The organism is Stieleria sp. JC731, from assembly GCF_020966635.1.
Lineage (GTDB): Bacteria > Planctomycetota > Planctomycetia > Pirellulales > Pirellulaceae > Stieleria.
On sequence record NZ_JAJKFQ010000002.1, the window covers coordinates 1,202,684 to 1,224,904 of the forward strand.

At 54.3% G+C, this 22,221-nt stretch carries 19 protein-coding genes; 8 read left to right on the top strand and 11 right to left on the bottom strand.

Annotated elements, in window-relative coordinates:
• Window positions 1-4: 4 nt before the first annotated feature.
• Window positions 5-2,191, bottom strand: coding sequence for a PQQ-binding-like beta-propeller repeat protein (locus LOC67_RS10160; RefSeq protein WP_230262484.1), 2,187 nt, complete (start codon window positions 2,189-2,191; stop codon window positions 5-7).
• 193 nt (window positions 2,192-2,384) lie between these two features.
• A complete protein-coding gene (locus tag LOC67_RS10165; RefSeq protein ID WP_230262485.1) occupies window positions 2,385-2,732 on the bottom strand; it encodes a cupin domain-containing protein in 348 nt (115 codons plus the stop codon).
• 900 nt (window positions 2,733-3,632) lie between these two features.
• Between LOC67_RS10165 and LOC67_RS10170 the strand changes: the two genes are divergently transcribed.
• Both LOC67_RS10170 and LOC67_RS10175 read left to right on the top strand, forming a co-directional pair.
• On the top strand, window positions 3,633-4,193 hold the full coding sequence (locus LOC67_RS10170; RefSeq protein WP_230262486.1) for a hypothetical protein: 561 nt from the start codon (window positions 3,633-3,635) through the stop codon (window positions 4,191-4,193).
• A gap of 590 nt (window positions 4,194-4,783) precedes the next feature.
• Window positions 4,784-5,875 (top strand): Mrp/NBP35 family ATP-binding protein, encoded by a 1,092-nt coding sequence (locus LOC67_RS10175; RefSeq protein ID WP_230262487.1) that lies wholly within the window; start codon window positions 4,784-4,786, stop codon window positions 5,873-5,875.
• A 1,133-nt stretch (window positions 5,876-7,008) separates the two neighbouring features.
• Here the strand turns inward: LOC67_RS10175 and LOC67_RS10180 are convergent.
• The 5 genes from LOC67_RS10180 to LOC67_RS10200 all read right to left on the bottom strand — a co-directional run bounded on the left by LOC67_RS10180 (window position 7,009) and on the right by LOC67_RS10200 (window position 11,683).
• A complete protein-coding gene (locus LOC67_RS10180) occupies window positions 7,009-7,431 on the bottom strand; it encodes a hypothetical protein (protein ID WP_230262488.1) in 423 nt (140 codons plus the stop codon).
• Window positions 7,432-7,850: 419 nt separating this feature from the next.
• A complete protein-coding gene (locus tag LOC67_RS10185) occupies window positions 7,851-8,669 on the bottom strand; it encodes a metalloprotease (protein WP_230262489.1) in 819 nt (272 codons plus the stop codon).
• Window positions 8,670-8,868: 199 nt separating this feature from the next.
• A complete protein-coding gene (locus LOC67_RS10190; RefSeq protein WP_230262490.1) occupies window positions 8,869-9,627 on the bottom strand; it encodes a nitrilase-related carbon-nitrogen hydrolase in 759 nt (252 codons plus the stop codon).
• 5 nt (window positions 9,628-9,632) lie between these two features.
• On the bottom strand, window positions 9,633-10,802 hold the full coding sequence (locus LOC67_RS10195) for a pyridoxal phosphate-dependent aminotransferase (protein ID WP_230262491.1): 1,170 nt from the start codon (window positions 10,800-10,802) through the stop codon (window positions 9,633-9,635).
• Window positions 10,803-10,918: 116 nt separating this feature from the next.
• A complete protein-coding gene (locus tag LOC67_RS10200; protein WP_230262492.1) occupies window positions 10,919-11,683 on the bottom strand; it encodes a VIT1/CCC1 transporter family protein in 765 nt (254 codons plus the stop codon).
• A gap of 243 nt (window positions 11,684-11,926) precedes the next feature.
• On the opposite strand from LOC67_RS10200, the gene gdhA reads away from it, so the two are divergent.
• Complete coding sequence (gdhA, locus tag LOC67_RS10205) at window positions 11,927-13,273, top strand: NADP-specific glutamate dehydrogenase (protein ID WP_230262493.1); 1,347 nt, start codon at window positions 11,927-11,929, stop codon at window positions 13,271-13,273.
• A gap of 137 nt (window positions 13,274-13,410) precedes the next feature.
• On the opposite strand, the gene LOC67_RS10210 is transcribed toward gdhA, so the two are convergent.
• On the bottom strand, window positions 13,411-14,820 hold the full coding sequence (locus tag LOC67_RS10210) for a Gfo/Idh/MocA family protein (RefSeq protein WP_230262494.1): 1,410 nt from the start codon (window positions 14,818-14,820) through the stop codon (window positions 13,411-13,413).
• 407 nt (window positions 14,821-15,227) lie between these two features.
• Between LOC67_RS10210 and LOC67_RS10215 the strand changes: the two genes are divergently transcribed.
• On the top strand, window positions 15,228-16,553 hold the full coding sequence (locus LOC67_RS10215) for an adenylate cyclase (protein ID WP_230262495.1): 1,326 nt from the start codon (window positions 15,228-15,230) through the stop codon (window positions 16,551-16,553).
• A gap of 119 nt (window positions 16,554-16,672) precedes the next feature.
• Here LOC67_RS10215 and LOC67_RS10220 read toward each other — a convergent pair whose 3' ends face one another.
• The gene (locus tag LOC67_RS10220) at window positions 16,673-17,245 is read right to left on the bottom strand and encodes a DUF1579 domain-containing protein (RefSeq protein ID WP_230262496.1); all 573 of its coding nucleotides are present in this window, start codon (window positions 17,243-17,245) and stop codon (window positions 16,673-16,675) included.
• A 170-nt stretch (window positions 17,246-17,415) separates the two neighbouring features.
• On the opposite strand from LOC67_RS10220, the gene LOC67_RS10225 reads away from it, so the two are divergent.
• On the top strand, window positions 17,416-17,880 hold the full coding sequence (locus LOC67_RS10225) for an SRPBCC family protein (protein ID WP_230262497.1): 465 nt from the start codon (window positions 17,416-17,418) through the stop codon (window positions 17,878-17,880).
• Complete coding sequence (locus LOC67_RS10230; RefSeq protein WP_230262498.1) at window positions 17,858-18,217, top strand: ArsR/SmtB family transcription factor; 360 nt, start codon at window positions 17,858-17,860, stop codon at window positions 18,215-18,217. The genes LOC67_RS10225 and LOC67_RS10230 overlap by 23 nt, the downstream gene beginning before the upstream one ends.
• Before the next feature lie 14 nt (window positions 18,218-18,231).
• Here the strand turns inward: LOC67_RS10230 and LOC67_RS10235 are convergent, their stop codons facing one another.
• Window positions 18,232-20,061, bottom strand: a complete 1,830-nt coding sequence (locus LOC67_RS10235; protein ID WP_230262499.1) for a Xaa-Pro dipeptidyl-peptidase — start codon at window positions 20,059-20,061, stop codon at window positions 18,232-18,234.
• Between the two features lie 187 nt (window positions 20,062-20,248).
• Here LOC67_RS10235 and LOC67_RS10240 point away from each other — a divergent pair, with 187 nt between their 5' ends.
• Complete coding sequence (locus LOC67_RS10240) at window positions 20,249-20,422, top strand: hypothetical protein (RefSeq protein ID WP_230262500.1); 174 nt, start codon at window positions 20,249-20,251, stop codon at window positions 20,420-20,422.
• Entirely contained in the window at window positions 20,419-21,156 is a 738-nt protein-coding gene (locus tag LOC67_RS10245) for a YqjF family protein (protein ID WP_230262501.1), read from the top strand. Before LOC67_RS10240 ends, LOC67_RS10245 begins: the two co-directional genes overlap by 4 nt.
• Window positions 21,157-21,159: 3 nt before the next feature.
• Here the strand turns inward: LOC67_RS10245 and LOC67_RS10250 are convergent, their stop codons facing one another.
• Window positions 21,160-22,152 carry an ecdysteroid 22-kinase family protein gene (locus LOC67_RS10250; RefSeq protein ID WP_230262502.1) on the bottom strand — a complete coding sequence of 331 codons (993 nt, stop codon included), beginning with the start codon at window positions 22,150-22,152 and terminating at the stop codon, window positions 21,160-21,162.
• Window positions 22,153-22,221 lie beyond the last annotated feature (69 nt).

Sequence of the window (22,221 nt, forward strand, 5' to 3'; positions counted from 1 at the left end):
AGGGTTATTCGCTGTCATCGTTGGCGACGACTTCGATGTTGTCCAAGTACAGTTCGGCGACTTTTGCGTTGCCGTACAATCCGGGGCTTGAAGCCAAGTTGGGCGATTCATCACGAGCTGTGACCGTCCAATCTTTGGGCTCTTCTTCGTCACGAGGCCAGACCTTTCCACGCAGGACGGCAACGGTCGCCGCACCTTCGCTTTCCAAGTCCACTCGGAACTTCATTCGATACCATTTGTCCTCTTCCCAGGGGAAGTCGACAGTTTCGGCCATTCGCAGCTGAGCCGACCAAGTGCGGATTTGCAATTGTTGGCTTTGACCCATCAAGTCCAGCACATAGCCGTGAGCGGTCAAGCCGATGTCCGGCAATTGGGCGCTCATCCGTTTGCCGCGAACGTCTGCGGAAATTGTGTATTCCGAAAGGTCACTTGGCCCCATCCAGGCGCGGCTTCGTGCACCCTTTGGAATCGTGGTGACTTTGGTCAATGCCGGTGATCCATCGATGTCACGAATGACGTGTCGATAGCGGGCACCAACCCATGACAATGGTGGATCGGTCATCCCGTCGAAGGTGAACTTCCACGGCAATGGTGGAACGATTCGTACGCGGGCATCGCCTTTGACGCCGTTGACTTCGGCGACAACATCAACACCGGTGTGGGCGGCGTCTTGGTTTGCGATCAGCTTGTTGCCGTCGATCTTGGCTGCTTTGCCATCGACCGTGATCGTGACGCCATCGGGAGTTTCTAGCTTTTGTCCGTTGGCATTGAACACGTTGACCGTGTATTCGATGGTTTGGCCCGGTTGGACAAGGGCTTCGCAAGGAACGATTTGGACCTGAGCGATTTCGGTGTCTTCGCTGACCGGAGTCTCTGGTTCCAGCTTGCCGCCCAAGGTGGCTTGCGTTTGTTTGCCTTCGCCACTGCCAACGCAGTACATCGCGGTGGTGCTTTGAATGTAAAGCTTCCCGTTGGCGACGATCGGTGAAGCGCCGAAACCGGTATCGCGGATACGTCCTTTGCTAAGCACATCGAAGCCATCTTCGGTGGGTTCGACGATTGCCCAGCGGCCATTTTCGGTAGTGACATAGATCTTTCCGTCCGCGTACAGCAACGCAGAACGCTGGCGGCTGCCGGCAAATGCTTTGCGTTCGACAATCGGTTCACCGGTCTTGGCGTCGAAGACCCACATTTTGCAGCGGTCATCGACCCAGTAAACACGTCCGTCGACGTAGACCGGTTCGCTGTAACCGGAAACAACTTCGAGGTGCTTCCACATCTCGGTAACTTCGGTGTTGTCACCTTTGCCAGAGATCTTCAGTCCGGCAACGGCTCCCATCACGCTCGCGTCGTCAGCGTTTTCTTCGCTGTGGCTGCAGAACACCATGTCGCCAACGACCAATGGCGTCGCGAACAGACCGCGGAGTGACAGTTGGTAATTCCAAAGTGGTTTGCCCGTGCGAGGCTGGAATCCCCAAACCGAACCGTCGCCGCAACCGAGGATCAACTGACGTTGTCCATTGACGGTGACCAAGCTGGGTGCGGAGTAGGTCGTATCGTATGGCAGGTCTCGAGTACCACTGAACCAAACGAATTCGCCAGTCTTCTTGTCCATCGCCAAAAGACGGTGGTTTGGCTTGGCGTAGTCCCCCCAGTTGATGATGATCCCGCTGATGATTACCAGGTCTTCGTGAACGATTGGAAAGTTTGTCCGACCACCATAGGTGCTCAGCATTCCGAATTGCTCATGCAGCGGAACTTTCCAAAGGGTTTCGCCGGTGTTTCCGTCGATGCAGAGAAAGATGTCACAAGCACCGAGCACATAAATATTGCCGGTCTCTTGATCGCCGACGACGCTTGACCAACCGATTCGCTCTGCCGGGACATCGCTTAGCCAGACGTTGTAGTTGTTTTCCCAGATCGTTTCGCCGGATTCGGCGTCCAGGCACACAACTCGCTCACCCTCGCGTGAAGTGCTCGGAAGGTATCGTTGAATACTGTAGAGCCGCCCGTTCATCGCGATCGGGGTGCAGGGACCGCCCAGATCGTCGCGTTTCCAAACAACGTTGCTGCCTTCGCCGCCATCGGGATCCCAATCTTCGGGCAAGCCGGTGACTTCCGCGGAGCCGTCCATGTTGGGGCCGCGCCAATAAGGCCAATCGGCGGACTGGCCATATAGCAGGGCCGGCATCAGCATTAGGCTCGCTAACGACCAAAGCCAGCGATCTCGCAGTGTCAATTTCATTGATTTTGTCAGACAGAAAGACTGGGGAGAGGGTTAAGGCAGGACGGATCAATGCGAACACGTGACCTGATCCGCTTACGCATTTTAGCTGGGAGTCGAGCCGAGTGTCATTCGCTAAGTGGATCCGGCAAGGGTTGTTTCAGTCAAAGTGTTCGTCGTGCGGATCAAATTTGGGATAGCAAACGATCAGCACGTCCATCTCGCCGATGGCGCGATGGCGGGTTCCCGGCGGAATCAATACCGAAGTTTTGGGGCGAACGGGGTGCAATTGTCCATTCAATTCAATCGCCGCGTCCTCGTTACAACTGAGCACCACGTAAACCTCCGTATGTTCGCGGTGATAGTGCGTCTTTGCGTCGCACTTAATCTGAGTGAAGTGAACCGTCGCTGGAAAATCTTCCCTGTCGGCGAATGCTCGGCGAGCGACCCCACAGGGGCAATTCACCCCAGGTAGTTCCGTCAAATTCAACACTTCGGGGTCGAGCATGCCAGTTGATCGCGGTGAGGAATCAATTCGCGGACGTTTCGCCTGCACAGTTGTCTGGTGACACGAACCGATTGAGTCCCACCAGTTTCCAACCACCCTCAGCAATCACACTCTGACCGCTCCTGCAAAGACCGGCCTACTTAGACCAAGACTCAAAATCCTACCGTGAAGGCGATGCGACGCCAGGTGAGGATCATTGCGACGGTCAACCCGCAGCGATCAGGATCGCGATTGTGGATTGTCGTTTGGGGGTGTTCGGGCAGCTCCGGGGAAGCGAATCCGCCTTCAGTTCACAGTTTATACCGTTGGCGACAATTCTTCTACGCGAGCAATCGTTGCAGTGCGAAGTCCTTTCGGTCTCGCGATAGTCTACCTAGGCGGCAAAGCTTTCCAAGCAATCGAAAATGGCACCTAACACTGATTTCCGTGGCAGCCGAATCCGATAGGTGTAGTGATCCAGGTTGGCGAATCATTGTGACCTGCAATGTTGCTAGCTAACGATCGACCCAGAAATTCTCTGATGCACAGGACGCATCAGAGAGATGAAGGGCAGACATCGCGTTCAACCATCGATTTGCCATAGAAATTTGGCAAACGTTGTTCCACCGCAACCGATGCCAACGAGCTGAACGAAGTCGGCGGGCTGTGCTTCCCACCGCGGTCCGTCCGTGCTCGAAGGGTGCGATTCGGGTGCGATCGCCGGCAACTTCGTCCAGCGACCGCATCTGATCGGCAAGTCGGGGAAGGCCGAGCGTCTGCTTTTCGCAAATCGACCCGCGTAAATGAAGGGAGACGTGGTTCCGATGATCCGGACACTATTGACTTTGACTCTTGTGATTGGCACGACGGCTTGTTGCCAAACTCAAGGGATGGACTTGCTAGAGAAACTTATGGGACGTTGTGGCACTTCTTCGTGCTGCGACACCGCTTGCTGCGACGCTGAACCTGCATGTGGCTGTGAAGCTCCTTGCGGATGCGCTGCAGAGCCAGCTTGCGGCTGCGAAGCCCCAGCCTGTGGTTGTGCTGCTGAACCCGCATGTGGCTGCGAAGCCCCTTGCGGATGCGCTGCAGAGCCAGCATGTGGCTGCGAAGCCCCAGCATGCGGCTGTGCTGCTGAACCCGCATGTGGCTGCGAAGCTCCTGCTTGTGGATGTGCTGCTGAGCCAGCATGTGGCTGCGAAGCTCCATGCGGATGTGCTGCTGAACCAGCTTGCGGCTGCGAAGCTCCTTGCGGATGCAGCAAGAAGCGTGGCGGTCTGTTGGCTGGACTGTTCAACTGCAAGAAAAGCTCTTGCTGCGAACCAGCTTGCGGCTGCGAAGTTCCAGCTTGCGGATGTGCAGAACCAACCTGTGCCGCTCCAGCTCCTTGCGGATGCGACATGGGCTGCGACAGCGGATGTGACTCTTGCTGCAGCACCAAGAAGTGCGGCGGCCTGCTTCACAAGCTGTTCGGCAACCTGAAGAAAAGCTCTTGCTGCGACAGCGGCTGCGACGCTCTGAGCTGCGACAGCGGCTGCGGATGCGGAGCTCCTGCTTACGCTGCTCCAGTTGCGGCTCCAGCAGCTGCACCTGCAGACGCTGCTCCAATGCCTCCAGCACCGATCGTTGATCCAAGTGCAAGCGTGACACAAAAGCGACGCGTCATTCAAGCTAGCGCCCGCTTCGTTCGCTGAGATATGCGACCGTAGCGACATCGGGCTTCGGTCTGATGGCTAGCTCTAAGACGTGCAACGCGAAAGCGGCCTGGCAACTCGATTGTCAGGCCGCTTTTTTTTGGTTTGCGGTGGTCCCAAAACCGCATCGTCCTAACCACCGTTTGGGCTGCCGCCGTCTCTCTTTTAGGACACCCTTGATCTGGTTGGCGTCTCCACTTTTCGAGCCCAAACAATGGCTCTAACCTGTACGGTGTCGCGTGATGCGTGACGGTGGCTATCCCGCTGCAGGGACGTCTTCCACGCCAACGTATTTGAAATCAACACACCGTTTGTCACGACGCTGCCAACATTTGAGGCGGTTGTCGTGCATCGATTCTGATCCAACCGGATACCCCCATGTCAGCTGACGAAGCTTCGATCCGTAAACTGCTCGATTCACATCCCGATCCCGAAACCGGGCGACCGATGGGGTCGGTGGGGCAGATCGGTGAAATCACAGTCAATGGTGACACGATCGAAGTCCAAATCGGACTATCAACCCATTCGATGCCCATCCGAGCAGATGTCCAAGACGCCATCGAATCAAAGGTCATCGCCGCCAATCCGGGTTGCTCCGTCAACGTTTCCGTCACCAAACACGCCCGTCCCGCAGCGCGGGTGGGACAGACCGCTCTGCGAGCTAAAAGTGTGATCGCAGTCGGTAGCGGCAAAGGCGGCGTCGGTAAAAGCTCGGTCGCCGCATCGTTGGCATTGGCCCTGCGGCATTTGGGAGCAACCGTCGGGTTGATGGATGCCGACGTCTATGGTCCCAGTGTGCCACACCTGTTGGGCCTGTCTGGACGTCCAGCGATTAGCGAAGACAAGCGAATCCAACCGATCACATTGCGAGATGACAGTGACGCGGCCGCGATGCCGGTGATGTCGATGGGTTTTCTGGTGGAACCTGATCAAGCTGTGATCTGGCGAGGCCCCATGCTGCACGGTTCAATCAATCAGTTCTTGGGTATGACCGAATGGGGCGAGCTTGATTATCTGATCATCGACATGCCGCCGGGTACCGGTGACGTCGCGCTCACACTTTCCCAAGCGGTGCCGTTGTCGGGCAGCGTGGTCGTTTGCACCCCGCAGGAAGTCGCGTTGCTCGACGCCGTCAAAGCGATCGCGATGTACCGCAAGGTCAACATCCCGATCCTAGGTGTTGTCGAGAACATGAGTGGGTTCCTATGCCCGGATTGCGGGAAGACGTATGACATCTTCGGGTCCGGTGGGGCACGTGAAAAAGCAGAGTCGCTGGACGTGCCGTTCTTGGGCGGTTTGCCGATCGATATCGAGCTTCGTAAGGCATGCGATGAAGGACGGTTGCCAGCCTTGATCGCCGACAATGAAGTCGCCCGGTTGCCGTTTGAGAGGATCGCACAGTCATTGGTGCGTACGATCGCGTCACGCAACGTCGCCGCACCACCAAAGCCAACATTGCCAACGTTGTAACGGTTCGAGATCGGACGGTGTAACCGCAATGCAGGTCCCCATCAGCCGGAACGCGTTAGCGTCGGTTGAGTGGATACGCTGCTGCCAATCACGATTTTTGGCCCTGTGGTAGACGTTGTGGTCCGATTTTCTGAGCCGCAACGCGTTAGCGTCGGTTACGTGATTGAGCTGCAAACCGCGGGCTGGCGCCGCGCGGCTGATGGTGATATGAATCGTTTTGCGTTTCCTGCGTCGAATTTGATTTCGCTGGCGGTCACGGGCTGTTGAGTCGGGGGAACGTTTGCGTTTCGATCAGCCGCCACGCGCCAGCGTGCGGTTACTGGCGGGTTTGGATTCAGGCTGGGAACCGCACGCTGGCGCGTCGCGGCTGATAGCGGGTATGCATCGTTTTTCGTTCTTGATCTCCATCAACCGCCACGCGTTAGCGTCGGTTGAGTGGATACGCTACTGTTAACCGTGGGCTAACGCCCAGCGGCTGATACTGCACCCGTCTCCATCAGCCGCCACGCGCTAGCGTCGGTTAAGTGGATACGTAGCTGCCAATCACGGGCTATGGCCCTGTGGTTGACGTTGTGGTCCGATTTTCTGAGCCGCCACGCGCTAGCGTCGGTTGAGTGATTGTGCTGCAAACCGCGGGCTGTCGCCGCGCGGCTGATGGTGATATGAATCGTTTTGCGTTTCCTGCGTCGAATTTAATTTCGCTGGCGGTCACGGGCTGTTGAGTCGGGGGGATGTTTGCGTTTCGATCAGCCGCCACGCGCCAGCGTGCGGTTACTGGCGGGGGCGGATCCGGGCAGTGAACCGCACGCTGGCGCGTCGCGGCTGATAGCGGGTATGCATCGTTTTTCGTTCTTTGATCCCATCAGCCGCCACGCGCTAGCGTCGGTTGAGTGGATGCGCTGCTGCAAACCGCGGGCTGACGCCGCGCGGCTGATATTGCATCCAATCCATCAGCCGCCACGCGTTAGCGTCGGTTACGTGACCACGCTGCCGCAAACCGCTTTCTAACGCCCAGCGGTCGATTCTGCGGCCGACAAACGGACCAACGGCGCATAAAAAAACCACTCGGAAGCTGACTTCCGAGTGGCCAAGATGAATTGAGCTCGACGTTCAAAGCGCCGAAGGAAGAAGACCTAGCGACGCTTCTTAGCAGCCTTCTTTTTGGTTGCTTTTTTCTTGGTCGCTTTCTTTTTGGTCGCCTTTTTCTTAGTAGCTTTCTTCTTGGTCGACTTTTTCTTCGTCGCCTTCTTCTTTGCTACCTTCTTAGTCGACTTCTTCTTAGCTGCCTTCTTCTTGGTCGCTTTCTTCTTGGCAGCCTTCTTCTTGGTTGCTTTCTTCTTGGCCACAGTATTCCTCCGCGGAATTGGAACACGATGGTGAGTCATTGTGACTTGCTTGGAAACGTTTCCATTCAAGTCACCGGCCACGGCCCACCATACGCTAGTAAGTGTCAATCTGAAATCGAAGCGGTCATCCAACCGTCCAGTCGATTTCAATTGACGTAAACCTGCGGTATTTGTACGCGCTGCTACAAATTCCGCAACATCTTTTTGCACATTTTATGCTTGCAAGAAAGACCAGTTCTGCTATGCGGCGGCAAACATGCACGTCTTCGCTTTCACATCGCAACGTGTTTGTTGTCCAATCGCGATGTGATCGATCGACGTCCAAGTGTTGTTGTCGATCGCGTTGATGTTCAATGACGCCGTCTGCAACAGCGTCGCACAAGTGTTTGCGTAACTGTTGATGTATCAATGTGTTGTGCGCATCACATGCATACCAGACAGAACTCAAACGACGCTTCGCTAGACGCTTGCTTGTCTGTTACCAACACATGTTCGAACGAGCCTTTGTTGCTTGTTTGAATCGTTGTTCGTAACACAACGATTCATGTTTGTAGCACTCGGTTATCGAGACAAAAGTTTTTGAATTTTTTTTTCGCAAACGAGCAACTTCGTCATCAATCAAGGCTTCATTACCAACGGTTATTCATCGGAGTCATCATTTGGTAACTGCTAAAGGCGAACATCCCAAAGAAGATCGCCATCATCGGTTGTCGACATTGCAGCGCATAGACTGCGATCGCACCGCTGGTAATGACACTGACCCATAGCGACTGCATCACCGTGCCACGGTTCAACAAGATCAAACTGCGCGCGATCTTGCCTCCGTCCAAAGGCCAAACCGGAACTAGGTTCAACAAGGCCCATAGAATGCTTGGGAACACGTAGAATGTGACCAGCGTTAACAAGCCACGGTTGTCCATGAACTTGCCTTCGGTAACCCACGGCAGATCTGCTAGGAACGACGGCATGATGAAGAACGCGAACACGTGATAACCAGCCATTTTGACGGCTAAGATCACCACCAACGCAGACAATATCTGCAGCGCAGGCCCGGCAAACGACACGATCAATTGTCGCTTTTCATCCATCCCTGCACCGATATTTGAATTGAATCCAGAGTATCCCGACGTGTAGGCCCCCCGCGGAATCGCAAGGCCACCGAAGTGATACAGCACAATCGATGATTCGATGCCATAGCGTCGAAACGCAAAGGCATGACCAAGCTCATGAATCAAGATCGAAAGCAGCAAGCATCCTGCCCAAGCTGCCAATAAGGGTGCCACACCAACCTGTCCGGCGAAGAAAATCGGTGACTCCGATGCCATCTTGGCAAGATCATACCCAAACACGATCGCACCAAGCCAAAACGTCACCGCGATTCGAATCTGAAACCCGAACAAGGTGAATCGAAGGTCGTAGTCGGTCTCGGGTGGTTCAGCGAGTAACATTGCGGCGTTTCAAATGGTAGAAGTGAAGTCTTCGAAGATAGGTCAACTGTTCCTGCAAAGGCAACCGGCTTGCCTGTCAGTGCAGTCTGCATGCGATCAAGCTGCAGTCCAACATCGGTCTCCCAGCACATCGGCAGTCCAGTGCATCGGCAGCCCAGCACATCGGCAGTCCAGTGCTTTCTGGAGATCAGACTGTGCCTCACATGTCCCGCAGGGCCGGAAACTTGTCACGCCATCGACGCAGGCCTTCGATATCCAGTTCGGTTTTTAAGACCTGAGCTTGGTCATCGGCTTCGAATAAACAGCTGCCCATGTAGTCGAACGCAGAACTCCGCCCATCGAATTGCAGTTGGGGTTCTTCGCCGCAGCGATTCACACCCACCACGCATGCAAGATTCTCGATCGCACGTGCTTGTAACAAACGCACCCAATGTTCGGATCGCTTTCCGGGCCAACATGCGATCAAAGTAATCAGTTCGGCACCATCGCGAATCGCATCACGAAAGATCTCAGGGAATCGAAGGTCGTAACAGATAAACGGTGCGATTTTGACACCCTGCCACTGAAACACGCGGTGTGATTGACCAGCCGGGTAGTGACGGCCTTCGCCAGACAGCGAAAACGGTCGCATTTTGCGATAGCGAACCAGTTCGGTACCGTCGGGGGCAAACGCGACACACTCATTCGCGGCGTCTGTGGCAGCATATCGATTGACAACGCCGCCCATCATCGCGACGTCATACTCCGCTGCCAACTGACGCAGCAATGACTCACCCTCACGCTGCTCCGACTGTTGCGTGTGGTCTGGATTCATGCTGAATCCCGTTTCAAACATTTCCGGAAGGATGACCAGAGATCCAGCGTCGATTTCGGCGCTGCTCATCAACTCTTTAACGCGTTGATGATTTGCTGGGCGGTCTTCCCAAACCATGTCCAGTTGAATGGCGACGATTTTCATTTTGATTACTCGTTCAATAACTCTGCCAGCCCTTCATTCAGCCGCCCCATCCCTTCGGCAACTGATTCTCGGTCCAGTGCCCCGTACGATACACGCAAAGAGCATCCTTCGGCCCCGAAAGCGCTACCGGGAAGCACCGCCACACGGTAGCGAAGGATCAATTGTTCAACCAACCATCGATCGGTTCGATCGGTTTGCAAGTCGAGAAACAAGTAGAACGCTCCGGTCGGTTTCGCGATCCGGCAGCGTTCTTCCAAGTCAGACAAGCTATTCAAAGCGAGATCTCGAACCTCCGCCAAACCGCCGATACGATCCATGCACCATTGGCGTCCCGCCTTTAGTGCTGCCGAAGCGGCAATCTGACAGATCAGTGGAGGGCAGATCAAATCGGTATCTTGGATTTTGCTAAACGCATCGACCAGATGATTGGGAATCACCATGTAACCGAAACGCCACCCGGCAATCGCGTACGCTTTTGATAAAGAGAAGATCGAAATCGTATGCGGGGCTGCTTCAGCGACTGAACCGATCGAAAAATGCTTGGTGTCGTCGTAGACAAAGTACTCATAAGCTTCGTCGGCAACGTGGAACAGTTCTTGATCGCCGCAAAGCTTATTGATCGCCCGCAGCGTCGGCTCGTCGTAGGTGACCCCGGTGGGATTGTTGGGGGAAATGGTGACGACCGCTCGCGTCTTCGACGTGATCGCGCTGGCTATCGCGGCCACGTCGGGTTGTCGCTGATGGTCTGTTTGAACGACCACGGCTTTGCACCCGGCAAGCTCAATCGCCATTTGATGATTGAAGTAGAAAGGGGCCAACAGGATGACCTCGTCGCCGGGATCGGTGATGGCCAGCACGGCATTGAAAAAGCCCATGTTCGCGCCAGCAGTACACACCACCACGGCGTCTTGTCGGTCCAGATCAATCTGGTTTTCATCGGCCAGCTTTTGCCCTAACTGTTCCAGCAACGTTGCTTGACCAAGAACCGGACCATAGCGGTCCATCGCCGGATCGGACGCATGATGCATTACCGCATCAAAGACCTGCTGTGGCGGCCTGTAGTTCACCACTCCTTGTCCAAGCGAAATCGTGCCGGCGTTTTCACGAGCCAATTTCGCGACGATCGGAATGACGGGGTCCTGAACCTTACGGACTCGATCAGATTGATTTGCCATACGCGGATCTGGCATCGAAGCTTGCCTGTATTTGAATGAGTTGCCGGCCTAAAGATGAGACAACAGACGCTCTATCGGTTTGCGGCTATCGTTTCAAACGCCGATCAGAAGCGAGCCTAGCTGGTAATATTCGCCAGCCAAGCACCAACAATGTAAGCCAACCCGGCTGCGGAACCGCCAACAAGCAATGTTTCCGTCCCTGCATAGTACCAACGTTCGGCAACAAACTTTGATTTGATCGCGCCAACTAAAAAGAAAGCCGCACAGGTCAGTAAGGTGCTGATCAGATAAGGGGCGGGGACCAGTGACGGTGCGACTGCCGAAATCACGAAAGCGAGTAGCGGCACAAAGCCGATGATATTGAAGGCCACCATCGTGGTCACGGCGGCTTTGATCGGCGATCGCTGAACCAGGCTTAGTCCGTATTCGTCCGTCAGCATCGTATTGATCCAGCGGTTCCGATCTTGGGTGATGATCTCGACGGCGCGTTCCAAGTCGTCACCCTCAAAACCCTTGGCTGCAAAGATCTGCCGAATCTCTTCTCGTTCGCCTTCGGGGTAGGTATCGATGTGGTGCTTTTCAGTCTCGCGAACGTTTTGATGCAGTTGCTGATCGACGCGAGTGCCCAAGTAGTTGCTGGCGGCCATCGAGAAGCCATCACCGATTAGGTTGGCAAACCCGAGGATGATTACGATATCTGATGATAGCCCAGCCCCGGCGACTCCCGAGACGACCGCGAACGTTGTGACAGTTCCGTCGATTCCGCCGTAGACCAAGTCTGATAGGTAGTCCGCTCGATGTTCCCGTTTCAAGCGGTCACGTATCTTGCTCGCGCTGTGCTGTTCTTGAAGCTCTTGCCGGTTGGGGCGTTGCAAAGTCATCGGTCGTCTTGCTGGGAAAAATGCGTGGATCGATTCAGATCATAGCCGAGCACGCCATCATGACAGAATCCAACGGCCCGGTTCATTTGATCAATGGCAAAACGCTTCTCGTGAAGACTCCGGGCTGCGTACCTTGTTAGGAACTCCCCTCATTCAGAAAGACGGTGCCAACACCCGCCGATAATCAACATATTGTTGTTTATGTACACCTTACATGGTGATTAAGGCAAAACGAGGCACCCGATGTCCGCCCAAGAAGAGCTCGAACAATTCATTTCCGGGCTGAAGAAACGCAACCCGCACGAAGAGGAATTCCATCAGGCCGTCGAGGAAGTCGCATCCTCGGTCATGCCTTGGTATCTGGACCACGAACATTATCGCAAGGCACAGATACTTGAACGAGTTACTGAGCCGGACCGCATCGTCACTTTCCGGGTGTGCTGGGAAACAGACGATGGCGACGTCCGGGCAAACCGTGCCTGGCGAGTGCAGTTCAATCACTCGCTGGGTCCTTACAAGGGCGGTTTGCGATTTCACCCATCGGTAACCCAGAGCGTCTTAAAGTTCCTAGGTTTTGAGCAGATCTTTAAGAACAGCTTGACTGGGTTGCCGATGGGTGGTGCCAAAGGCGGTTCGAACTTTAACCCCAAAGGCAAATCCGAACGTGAGGTGATGCGGTTCTGTCAGTCGATGATGACTGAGTTACATCGACACATCGGTGAAGACGTCGACGTGCCTGCGGGTGATATCGGTGTCGGCGGCCGAGAGATCAGTTATCTGTTCGGCCAATACATGAGACTCGAAAACCGTTGGAGCGGTGTGCTAACCGGCAAAGGGTTAGCGTTCGGCGGAAGCGCGGTGCGGACCGAAGCGACCGGCTATGGTTGTGTGTACTTTTGCGAACACATGCTGAACCAACATAGCGAGGCACTCGAAGGGAAACGTGTCGCGATTAGCGGCAGTGGCAACGTCGCGCTTTATGCGGCAGAAAAGGCGATCGAGAAAGGCACGAAAGTTGTCACGCTCAGCGATTCGGCAGGGTTCGTCCATATCAAAGACGGCTTGTCGGAGCAGCAGTTACATTTCGTCAAAGAGTTGAAAGAAACACGTCGCGGCCGGATCTCTGAATTGGCGGACGAGTTTCCTTCGGTTCAATACCATCACGACGCAAGACCGTGGGGAGTCCCCTGTGATGTTGCTCTGCCGTGTGCGACACAAAACGAAATGGATGACAGTGACGCGATGCAATTAGTCCGTTCTGGCTGCATCGCGGTTTGTGAAGGTGCGAACATGCCGTTGACGGCTGATGCGGCAAAGGTGCTCGCTGACAACAACGTTTTGCACGCACCAGGTAAAGCATCCAACGCGGGCGGCGTCGCTGTCAGCGGATTGGAGCAAAGTCAAAACGCGATGCGAATCAGTTGGTCGCGCGAAGAGGTTGATGAACGGTTGCGTTCGATCATCGCCAATATTCACGCCCGATGTGTCGAGTATGGGCACAAGCAGGGGCGTGTGAACTATGTTGACGGTGCGAACATCGCCGGATTCAAGAAAGTAGCCGACGCGATGTTGGCTTACGGTGTGGTGTAAGGCGGTTCGAGTCTGAGCGACTTGCAGTGCGCGATCTGCAGGATAGTTTCCTATCGATCAACCTCTCAATGCAAACGGCCGCCGGAGTGATCCGGCGGCCGTTTGGTTGATGTTTCGACAAAGGCTTATCGAGAAACTTAGATTTCCCAGCCTTCGCGGTATTCGCGAGCAACGAATTCATTAACCGCTGGCGTGTTGGTGCTCTTCAGGTTTTCGGCATCCCACTCGATGCGTTGACCTTCACCAGCACGCAGGGCCAAGTTACCGACCAAGATGGTTTCGGTTAGGCGGCCAGCGTAGCCAAAGTTTGACATCGTGCCGGGCTCGTATTCACCTTTGACGCTCGCAACGAATTCCCATTTTTGACGCAAGTCGTTGTTGCCTTTGAACGGGATACGTGGCAGCGTTTGCTCAGGCAGTTTGTAATCAGCGTACTGATCACGTGGCAGCAACACGTAGCGAGCGCCGTAATCATTTTCGCTGAACAGCATGCCTTTGCTACCGACGACCAACGCACCACTTTGCTTTCCACCACCGGCGCGCTGCTCGGCGATTTTCTTTTGGTAACGTGCTGGCAGTTGGCTAAGCAAATCGTCCGATGGCAATTCGCCACCGTCGTACCAATGGAACTTGCAAGCTGGCAGGCCTTCGCGTTCTGGGAATTCGAACAGGATCGAGCTGCTTGCGGGATAGCTTTCGCCTTCGACGATACCTGGGTTCTTAACCGCGGTAACGGCAACGGGGTCCCAAAGCTTCAGCGCCATGACGGGCATGTTGGTGGTGTGGCAAGCCATGTCACCAAGTGCTCCGGTACCGAAGTCAACCCAACCACGCCAGTTGAACGAGTGGTATGCGGCTTTCTTGAATGGACGCATCGGTGCTGGGCCGATCCATGCATCCCAGTTCAAGCTGTCCGGCACTGGGTCTTCGCCTGCAGGGCGACCTTGACCTTGTGGCCAAACGGGTCGGTTGGACCAGACGTGAACTTCTGAAACGTCGCCGATCGCGCCACTGCGGATCACTTCGACAGCTTCACGCAGACCGTCTTCGCTGGTGCCCTGGTTGCCCATCTGAGTGACAACGCCGGTTTCTTCAGCGGTCTTTCGCATCAGGCGAGCTTCGCTGATGGACCAAGTCAAAGGCTTTTGGCAGTAAACGTGCTTCTTCATTCGCATCGCGCGAACGGCAGCAGCGGCGTGGGTGTGGTCAGGCGTGCTGACGGTGACGATGTCAACTTTGTCACCCAGCTTGTCAAGCATTTCGCGGAAGTCCGAAAACTTTTCAGCGCTAGGATGGTCGAGAGCTTTTTTGTCGAGGTAAATCGAATCGACATCGCACAGGCCGACCAGCTTGACGCCATGTTCGGCGATGTGGCTCGAGTCGCTACTGCCTTTCCCGCCGACACCGATACATGCGGCGGTCAGACCTTGCAGCGCCGAGTCTTGCGCGTGCAGCTTTGTTGAGACGCCGGTGAAGTATCCCGCTCCGATGGCACCCGCAGCTGCGGTTTGCCCTAGGAAGGTTCGACGATTCGTCCGCTTGGTCATTCAATAATTCCTCAGAAGATGACAATGGGTTCTCATTCGGGCGGCACGCAAGTGCTGAACCGGCGTCCGCGAAAATGACGTTAACCGTGACGTTAACTTTGCAGCCTAGAAAGAATAACCGTCTCTAGCCCAAATCACAACGTTTTGACGCCACAGTTCGTTGTCAACGAGCGAATGATTTGTCAACATGTCCGGTCCGGATGAATAAATCGGCTTCACCGTGGTCCCTAGTGCCTCGTTCCAACTCGATTTTAGGATTAGCCGTATGGCCAGCCACGGTTTCAGTGCAATAACCGGGGCTAACGCCCGCCGGCTGATGACGCGAACCCGTATTTTCATATGGAACGAAGCACTAGCCATGGTCCTAAGCTACCCCGCCGTAAGCCCACACCCCCCGAATAAACCTGATGATCCGATCGATTTTTCGACGCCAACGTGGTCCTGTCGTTCTCGCTGCATTGATTTCTGTTTCCGCCACCAGCGGATGCGGAAGCAAATCGACAGCCCCCACGCCCGACGAACCTCAAGCAGCCAGCCCCGTCGAAGCGGCACCGGAGCCAGATGACGCCGCTGCGGTAAAAGCTCTCGAAGAGGCCGGTTTTGACCTCACCAAAGATGACGCCGGGAATGTTGTGGCCTTCGGGATCGCTAGCGACTCCGATATCAGCGAATCGTTTGCCAATCTCGCCGGCCTGAACCACGTCAAAGAAGGCTTGTTCAAAGGCCCCGGAATCGACGACAAAGGCCTGGAAGTCTTGGCCGAACTGAAAACACTGAAGCGATTGGACCTGACCGATTCGGCCGTCACCGACAAAGCTCTCGAGTCGGTTTCGAAAATCACAGGGCTTGAAGTTCTTATTTTGCGTCGGGTTGCCGTCACCAAAGAAGGACTCGCCAAACTAAAGCCACTGCAAAAACTTCGCATGCTCGACCTGCGAAATACCACCGTTGGTGACGATGCGGTCAAGGAAGTTGTCGCGCTGAAGTCGCTTGTCGATGTTCAATTCGAGAAAACTCAAATCACAGACGTCGGTGTTGAATACCTAACGGCGCTAAAATTGAAGTCCTTCAATGCAAATGCCTGCCGAACGCTGACCAACGCGACCCTCGAATCGCTTGGAAAAATCCCAACACTGCAACAGGTTCAAGTCGACTATTCATCGATCACCGATGACGGCATGAAGCACTTGGCAAACCTCAAGAACCTCTCACGCGTTCGTATCCGTGGCTGCTTTGTTACCGACAAAGGGATCGCGGACATGGGAACCGGCGACAAGATCGTCCGATTGGAACTTCGCGATACGTCGATCACCGGTGAAGCCCTGGCGATCATCGCAAAGTATCCCAAATTGACTTACCTCGATTTGGGTGAATGTGGACGCATTGAGCCGGAAGGCTTCAAGAACTTGGCCGAAGCGACTGGCCTAACCTACGTCGGTTTTTGGGAAACCAAATTGAACGACGAAGCGTTTAACTCGCTCGGCGGTTTGACCAATCTGACTGAGCTTGATGCTCGTGACACCGAATTGGGTGACGAATCGGTCGACACGATGTTGAAATTCAAAAACCTGACCAAGATTGATCTGTCGGGCAACCAACTGATGACCGACGACGGTTTCGGCAAACTCGGCCAGTTGCCAAACCTGAAATGGTTGGGCGTAGCAAACTCCAACATCGGATACGACGCGTTCGATGAATTGGAAAAGAACGAGAACCTGGAAATCGTCGAATAGAGTTTCGACTTTATTGCTTCATTGAAAGCCACTCGGTCAATCTTGCCTTGGCCGAGTGACGGCGGCTCTGTTTATTAGCCGCCTTCTATAGGTTTCAAAGTTGAATTTTCGGCAAAGGATTACTTTGACTGTCGGGTTGCCGTTCCTGACATGAATGTTATCCATTGACCGTCTTCGGATTCGATCTGTGACTTCAGCAAAAACTGATCGTCGGATGTGAATTCATAAATGTCGCGGAAGTTAGCCATCTTTCCGTCGACGAAAAAGTTCGGGCCTTCGGCTTCCAAGGTCAGCGTTGTCTTCTCCTTGTTCAGTGAGCCTTCGTATTTCCACATGAACGAGTTGGACGAGTCGATCCATGTGCCAACGAACTTTCCTTTGGCTTTGTCATAGCCAATCGTTTGGACACCAATCATCGGCATTCCTGACATCTCACCTTTCATTTCGTTGATGACCCAAAATCCGCCAACGGATCGCGAAGTCATGTGTCCCTTGCATTCCACATCGGCTTGATCAGGGCCCATCTTCGCGGAACAGTCGGTAGCCCACTTTCCCGTGAACTTGTCAAGCCATTGGTGTTCCGTGGTCGGTTTCGGCATCTCGGGCACGTCCTGTGCAATCACGTTCCCTGCGAAAGTTCCAGTGATCAGCAACAATCCAGCTGCGATAGAACGAATGGCGGCAAACTTCATCTTGGTTTCCTGAAAGTGAATGGGGCGAGACAGTTCTAGTTGGTCGAACGGCAATCGATCGTTTCGACACGCAAGCGCATTTTTCTTTTGCGTCTTGACGGTACCGGCTACCGCTTTAATATGCAACCAAATAGTTGCGTAATTGATTCCTTTTATGGCAGGCGACAAAGATGGAAGGGCTATCAGATCGGATCGAAAAACAGGTCGAAATCAATGCCTCGATCGAAAATGTTTGGAATGCATTGACCGATTATCAAGCGTTCGGAAAGTGGTTTCGTGTTAACCTGGAATGTCCGTTCATCGTGGGGGAAAAGTCGTTCGGGCAGATCACCTATCCCGGATACGAACATGTACGAATGGAGGTCGAAGTTGTCGCGATCGAACCGATGCGGCGATTCGCTTTTCTGTGGCATCCCTACGCGATCGAACCAGGCGTCGACTACTCTGGTGAACCACCGACGACGGTCGAATTCACGCTCAGCGAAGTTGATTCGGGGACTATGCTAAAGGTGATTGAATCTGGATTCGATAGAATTCCGGAAGCGAGACGCAGTGAAGCGTTTCGGATGAACGAAGGAGGCTGGGCCGAACAGATGAATAACATAGAACGCTATGTCAGCAACGACGCAGGCTAAGATCGCCAAGCAAATCGCTTCTCAAGCGGATGTGTTTTCGGCGCTGGGCGATCCGACTCGACTGTCACTACTTTGCCAACTGGGCGAAGGCAGTTTGTATTCCATCACCCAGCTTGCCGAGGGAAGACCGCAGACTCGGCAATCGATCCGCAAACATTTGCAGATCCTCGAAAGTGTTCGACTGGTAACGGCGACGCGTCGTGGCCGCGAACAGCTCTTTCAGATCGAACCCAAAGCGATCCGATCGGCGGCCCAATCACTCGAAGCAATTGGCCGCCAATGGGAAGACGCTCTCGGTCGCCTAAAAGATTTCGTCGAAGGTTCTTCGGCAAAATGAAGTCAGATCACTGATCAGTTTGCAGACTCGAATTTAAGTTCGCCTCCAACGACAGGCAGACTTAAATGGGTCTGCTGCAAATCGATCGTCAGCTTTGTGCCTGGTGTCGGATGAAGGGTGAAGTCTCGATCGCTGGAGAGGATCATCAAACCGATCTGTTGGCCTTTGGCGATGATCTGATCATCGGGCTGCAAGTCAAATTCGACGTCATAAAACTGTCCCGGAACCAACGGTTCACTTTCGCGAAGTGATTTGATGTTCTGCGGATCGGCCCAACCACGAGTGATGATGTTGTCGGTAATCTTTGCGCGACGGTCCGTATTCCAAGGTAGCGAGACAAGCCATACGCTCAGGTTTGCAGCGGGACGATCGCACGCGAGTTTCAATTTGACGCGAGCCGTTCCAGAAAGATGTGTGTCTTCGGTCAGCTTGGGTGTGGTGTAGATCAAACGGTGTTCGGTGTACTCGGCCTGGGCCAATGAGTCACCAGAAAACGAAAAGTTATCAACCAGTGTTTCGGTACTTGGATCGGTAACCGGTGCCAGTTGCAGTTGTCCTCGTTCGGGTGCACCCGGGACTGGATAAAGCAGAACATCCTTTGCCATCGGGTGCGGATAGTCGGGGTATTCGGTCGGTTTGCCGCGGTCGTCACTTTCACGAACGATCCATGACTTCGATGTCTTTTCGACGCCGTTGTCTTCGCCGAACAAATAGTGCGTGAACCATCGATTCATCATGTCCATCGGTGGTGGACCACCGTGCCCGCCTTGGTGCATGAACAGTTGCGTTTCGATACCGTTCTTTTGAAGTGCTTGATAGATTCGAATGCTGTGCTCGGGAACAACGTTCCAGTCATTGAACGCGTGTGCCATCAGTACAGCAGCCTTCACCCCGTCAACACGGTTGAGATAGTCACGAGAATACCAAAAGTCGTTGTAGTCACCTGTCGCGCGATCCTGATTCCCGTTCATCAGTTCGTCACGGACGTTGCAATCGCAGTAGTCCTGGATTTCTTCATCTCCACCGCTGTGAATGAAGTCGTACAGGATGTCGATGTCTTCACCCAGGTAACCGCCGGGGTGACGTACCAGTCCGTTGGAGCGGTAATAGTGGTAGTACGACGTATTGGGAGCGACGGGGATGATCACTTCCAGACCTTCGACTCCCGTCGTTGCGGCTGCCAAAGGGATCGTTCCGTTGTAGCTGGTTCCCGTCATGCCGACTTTACCTGACGACCAATAAGCTTCGACAGGTTCGCCGCCGACCGGTTCGGTAAAACCTTTGCCACGTCCACAAAGCCAATCGATGACGGCTTTCGGCGCCAGAGCTTCAGGATCATCACCAACGGTAGGGCAACCTTGTGAAAGCCCGGTGCCCGGCGCGCTGGAGTGCACCACGATATACCCGCGAGGCAACCAGTCCTTGATATGTCGTTTGGAGATAATCGGTCGGGTGCCTTCACGTTCGATATCCGGAGCAGCAGAACGCTCCGGCGGATCGGCACCCAGCTCTTGCCGAACATCCCAGAAATACGAATCGTCTCCACCCGTCGTTCCGGCAAAGTACGGGCTGGAATTGTAGATCACCGGTAGCTTCAATGATTGCGTATCGGTTTGGACCGGCCGCGTGACCGCGACGTGCATCCGGTCCAGCTTTCCATCACCATCGCTGTCAAATTCGGTCTCGACCCATAAGTCATGCCGAACCCAGTAGTCGGAATCCTCAAGTTCCTTGATGACTTGAGCTTCGCCATCTTTAATGACGGGGATCTTGACTTCAGCTCCGATTAGCGGCGAATGCAAAAGGACTAGCAACGCGGTGATCGGCAATGACGGGCGATTCATTGTTGTGGTTACCAAGGTGGAATCGAGGCGAGACGTGCTCAGCTTAGTCACATAGTCAAATCAACATCAAGCGATCGCGGCGAAAGAGGGATTTCAAGCCGATCAGCTAAGTGATCATCTCGGCCCTAAAATCGTTCAATAACTGAAGCCGTTAGCGCGATGAGATTCGGGCGGTTAGAAGACCACGATGCCGCTACGACGCGAAAAGGCGGGATTCGATCCCATCGAATGGCTTGGTCGAGTCTTGGTAGACTCGCCACTAAACGAGCGATCTGGACGGTGGGCGATCCATGGAAAAATGATTTTGCGGCAGACCACCGAATCGATAGAACGGAAAGAAGCGATGAAGGGAGTTCGATGAACGACAAAACGGATCGTACTTGGCCATTGCCTCGCATGCCTTGGGTCATGCGTATGACTTGGTCCGAGCTGTTGTTTGCCCATTGGCAGTTTGAACCAGCTGCGATCGCTTCGTTGCTGCCTGGTGGAGTTCAACTCGACACACGTGAAGGCAAAGCGTGGGTGGGGGTGGTCCCGTTCTTGATGTCGGCAGTGGCCCCACGGCTATGCCCGCCTCTGCCGGGACTCAGTCGGTTTCTTGAGCTAAACGTACGAACCTATGTGAGGGTCGATGGCAAGCCAGGTGTATGGTTCTTTTCGCTCGATGCGGCAAGTCGCGTTGCAGTCCGTGTCGCGCGAGCAACGTTCAACCTTCCCTACATGGATGCGTCGATGTCAATGAAGCTGCAGGGCGATGGGACGATCGACTACCAAAGTCACCGCACCCATCGGGGCGAATCCGCTGCGGAATTTGATGCCAGTTATCGCGTCGCCGGTGAATTTCAACCTGCACAATCAGGGTCGCTCGAACACTGGCTGACGGCTCGCTATTGCCTCTACAGTGAAAATAAACGCGGGCAAATCTTTCGCGGCGAAATCGATCATCCACCTTGGTCGCTGGCACCGGCAACATACACCGAACACACCAACACCATGGGGTCAGGGCTGGGACTCGATTTTGCTGGCCAGCCACACCTGCTGGTTGCTGAACCGGTGGAAGTCCAAGCGTGGTGGGTCAGCCAATGCCTCGGCTAAGTTCTAATTCTTGCCCAACATCTTCAGTGCATCGTCAGTGATCCGGTCCGTATAGGCATTCAATTTCCAGTGGTCCGGACACCAACCCGATAGGAAGCGACAAAAGTCTGCCCAGGCGATGGCGTACAGCGATCGCCATTCCTTTTCTAAGGCAGAAACATCGACGTCGATCAGACGATCTGAGATTGCTGATCGAAGCTGTCCAAAATAAACGGACAACAATGAATCCTGTTGCGACGCAGCTTCCTCATCCGACAGACAACTGCTGATGAAATAAGCAACGTCCTTCATGCCACAGCCTCGACCGACATACTGAAAGTCAACGGCAGCGACTTGAAACTCATCTCGACTCGAAAAACAAAAGTTGGCTAGTTTGGCGTCGCCATGAACGAGCGTTTGGAATCGCGCCTCGTTTAGCTTGTGATCGATCAGCTGTGCCGCTTTCTTCAGCGGGCCGGCGGGCATCGCTTTGAATTCGTCAGGCCGCGTTTCTAAATGCCAGTAAGTCCCAACCGGCCACAGACCGTTGGCGGGATTGCCGATAAATGTCGCGTGAAATTCTGCAAGCCATCGAAGACATGCATGAATGTCTTCACCAGTGACTCGGGTTCTGCGGCAATCAAATCCCAGGGCATCCAAGTCTTCTAGAACGATGACCCAGCCGCCTTCGTTTTCGGTTTCATCGGCCCCAAAAAACTTGGGGATTTTACAGAACCGATCACAGTCCTTTGAAAAGGTCTCGTAGAACGTCTTTTCGACCTGATAGGACCAGACCTTTCGTTGGTGTGATTGGTCGCCACCCCAGCCTCGCCGATTCGAACGAGCTTTGGTCAGGTCGATGTGCTTGATGACCACGGGGACCGAATTTTCGCCGATCAATTCGGCTCGCTGGATCACCCCGTACCCGCTCCACAGGCTCTGAATCTTCTCACCTAGTTCGACCGAACGTGCCCCGGTGATTCGGCAAACGGTTTCCGGTAGTGTGCTCAACTTCATCACTCGCAATAAAACTCTGGTTCGAAAGCGATTCTCGCCGAATTTGGTCAATTCGCAAAGGGAACAGAA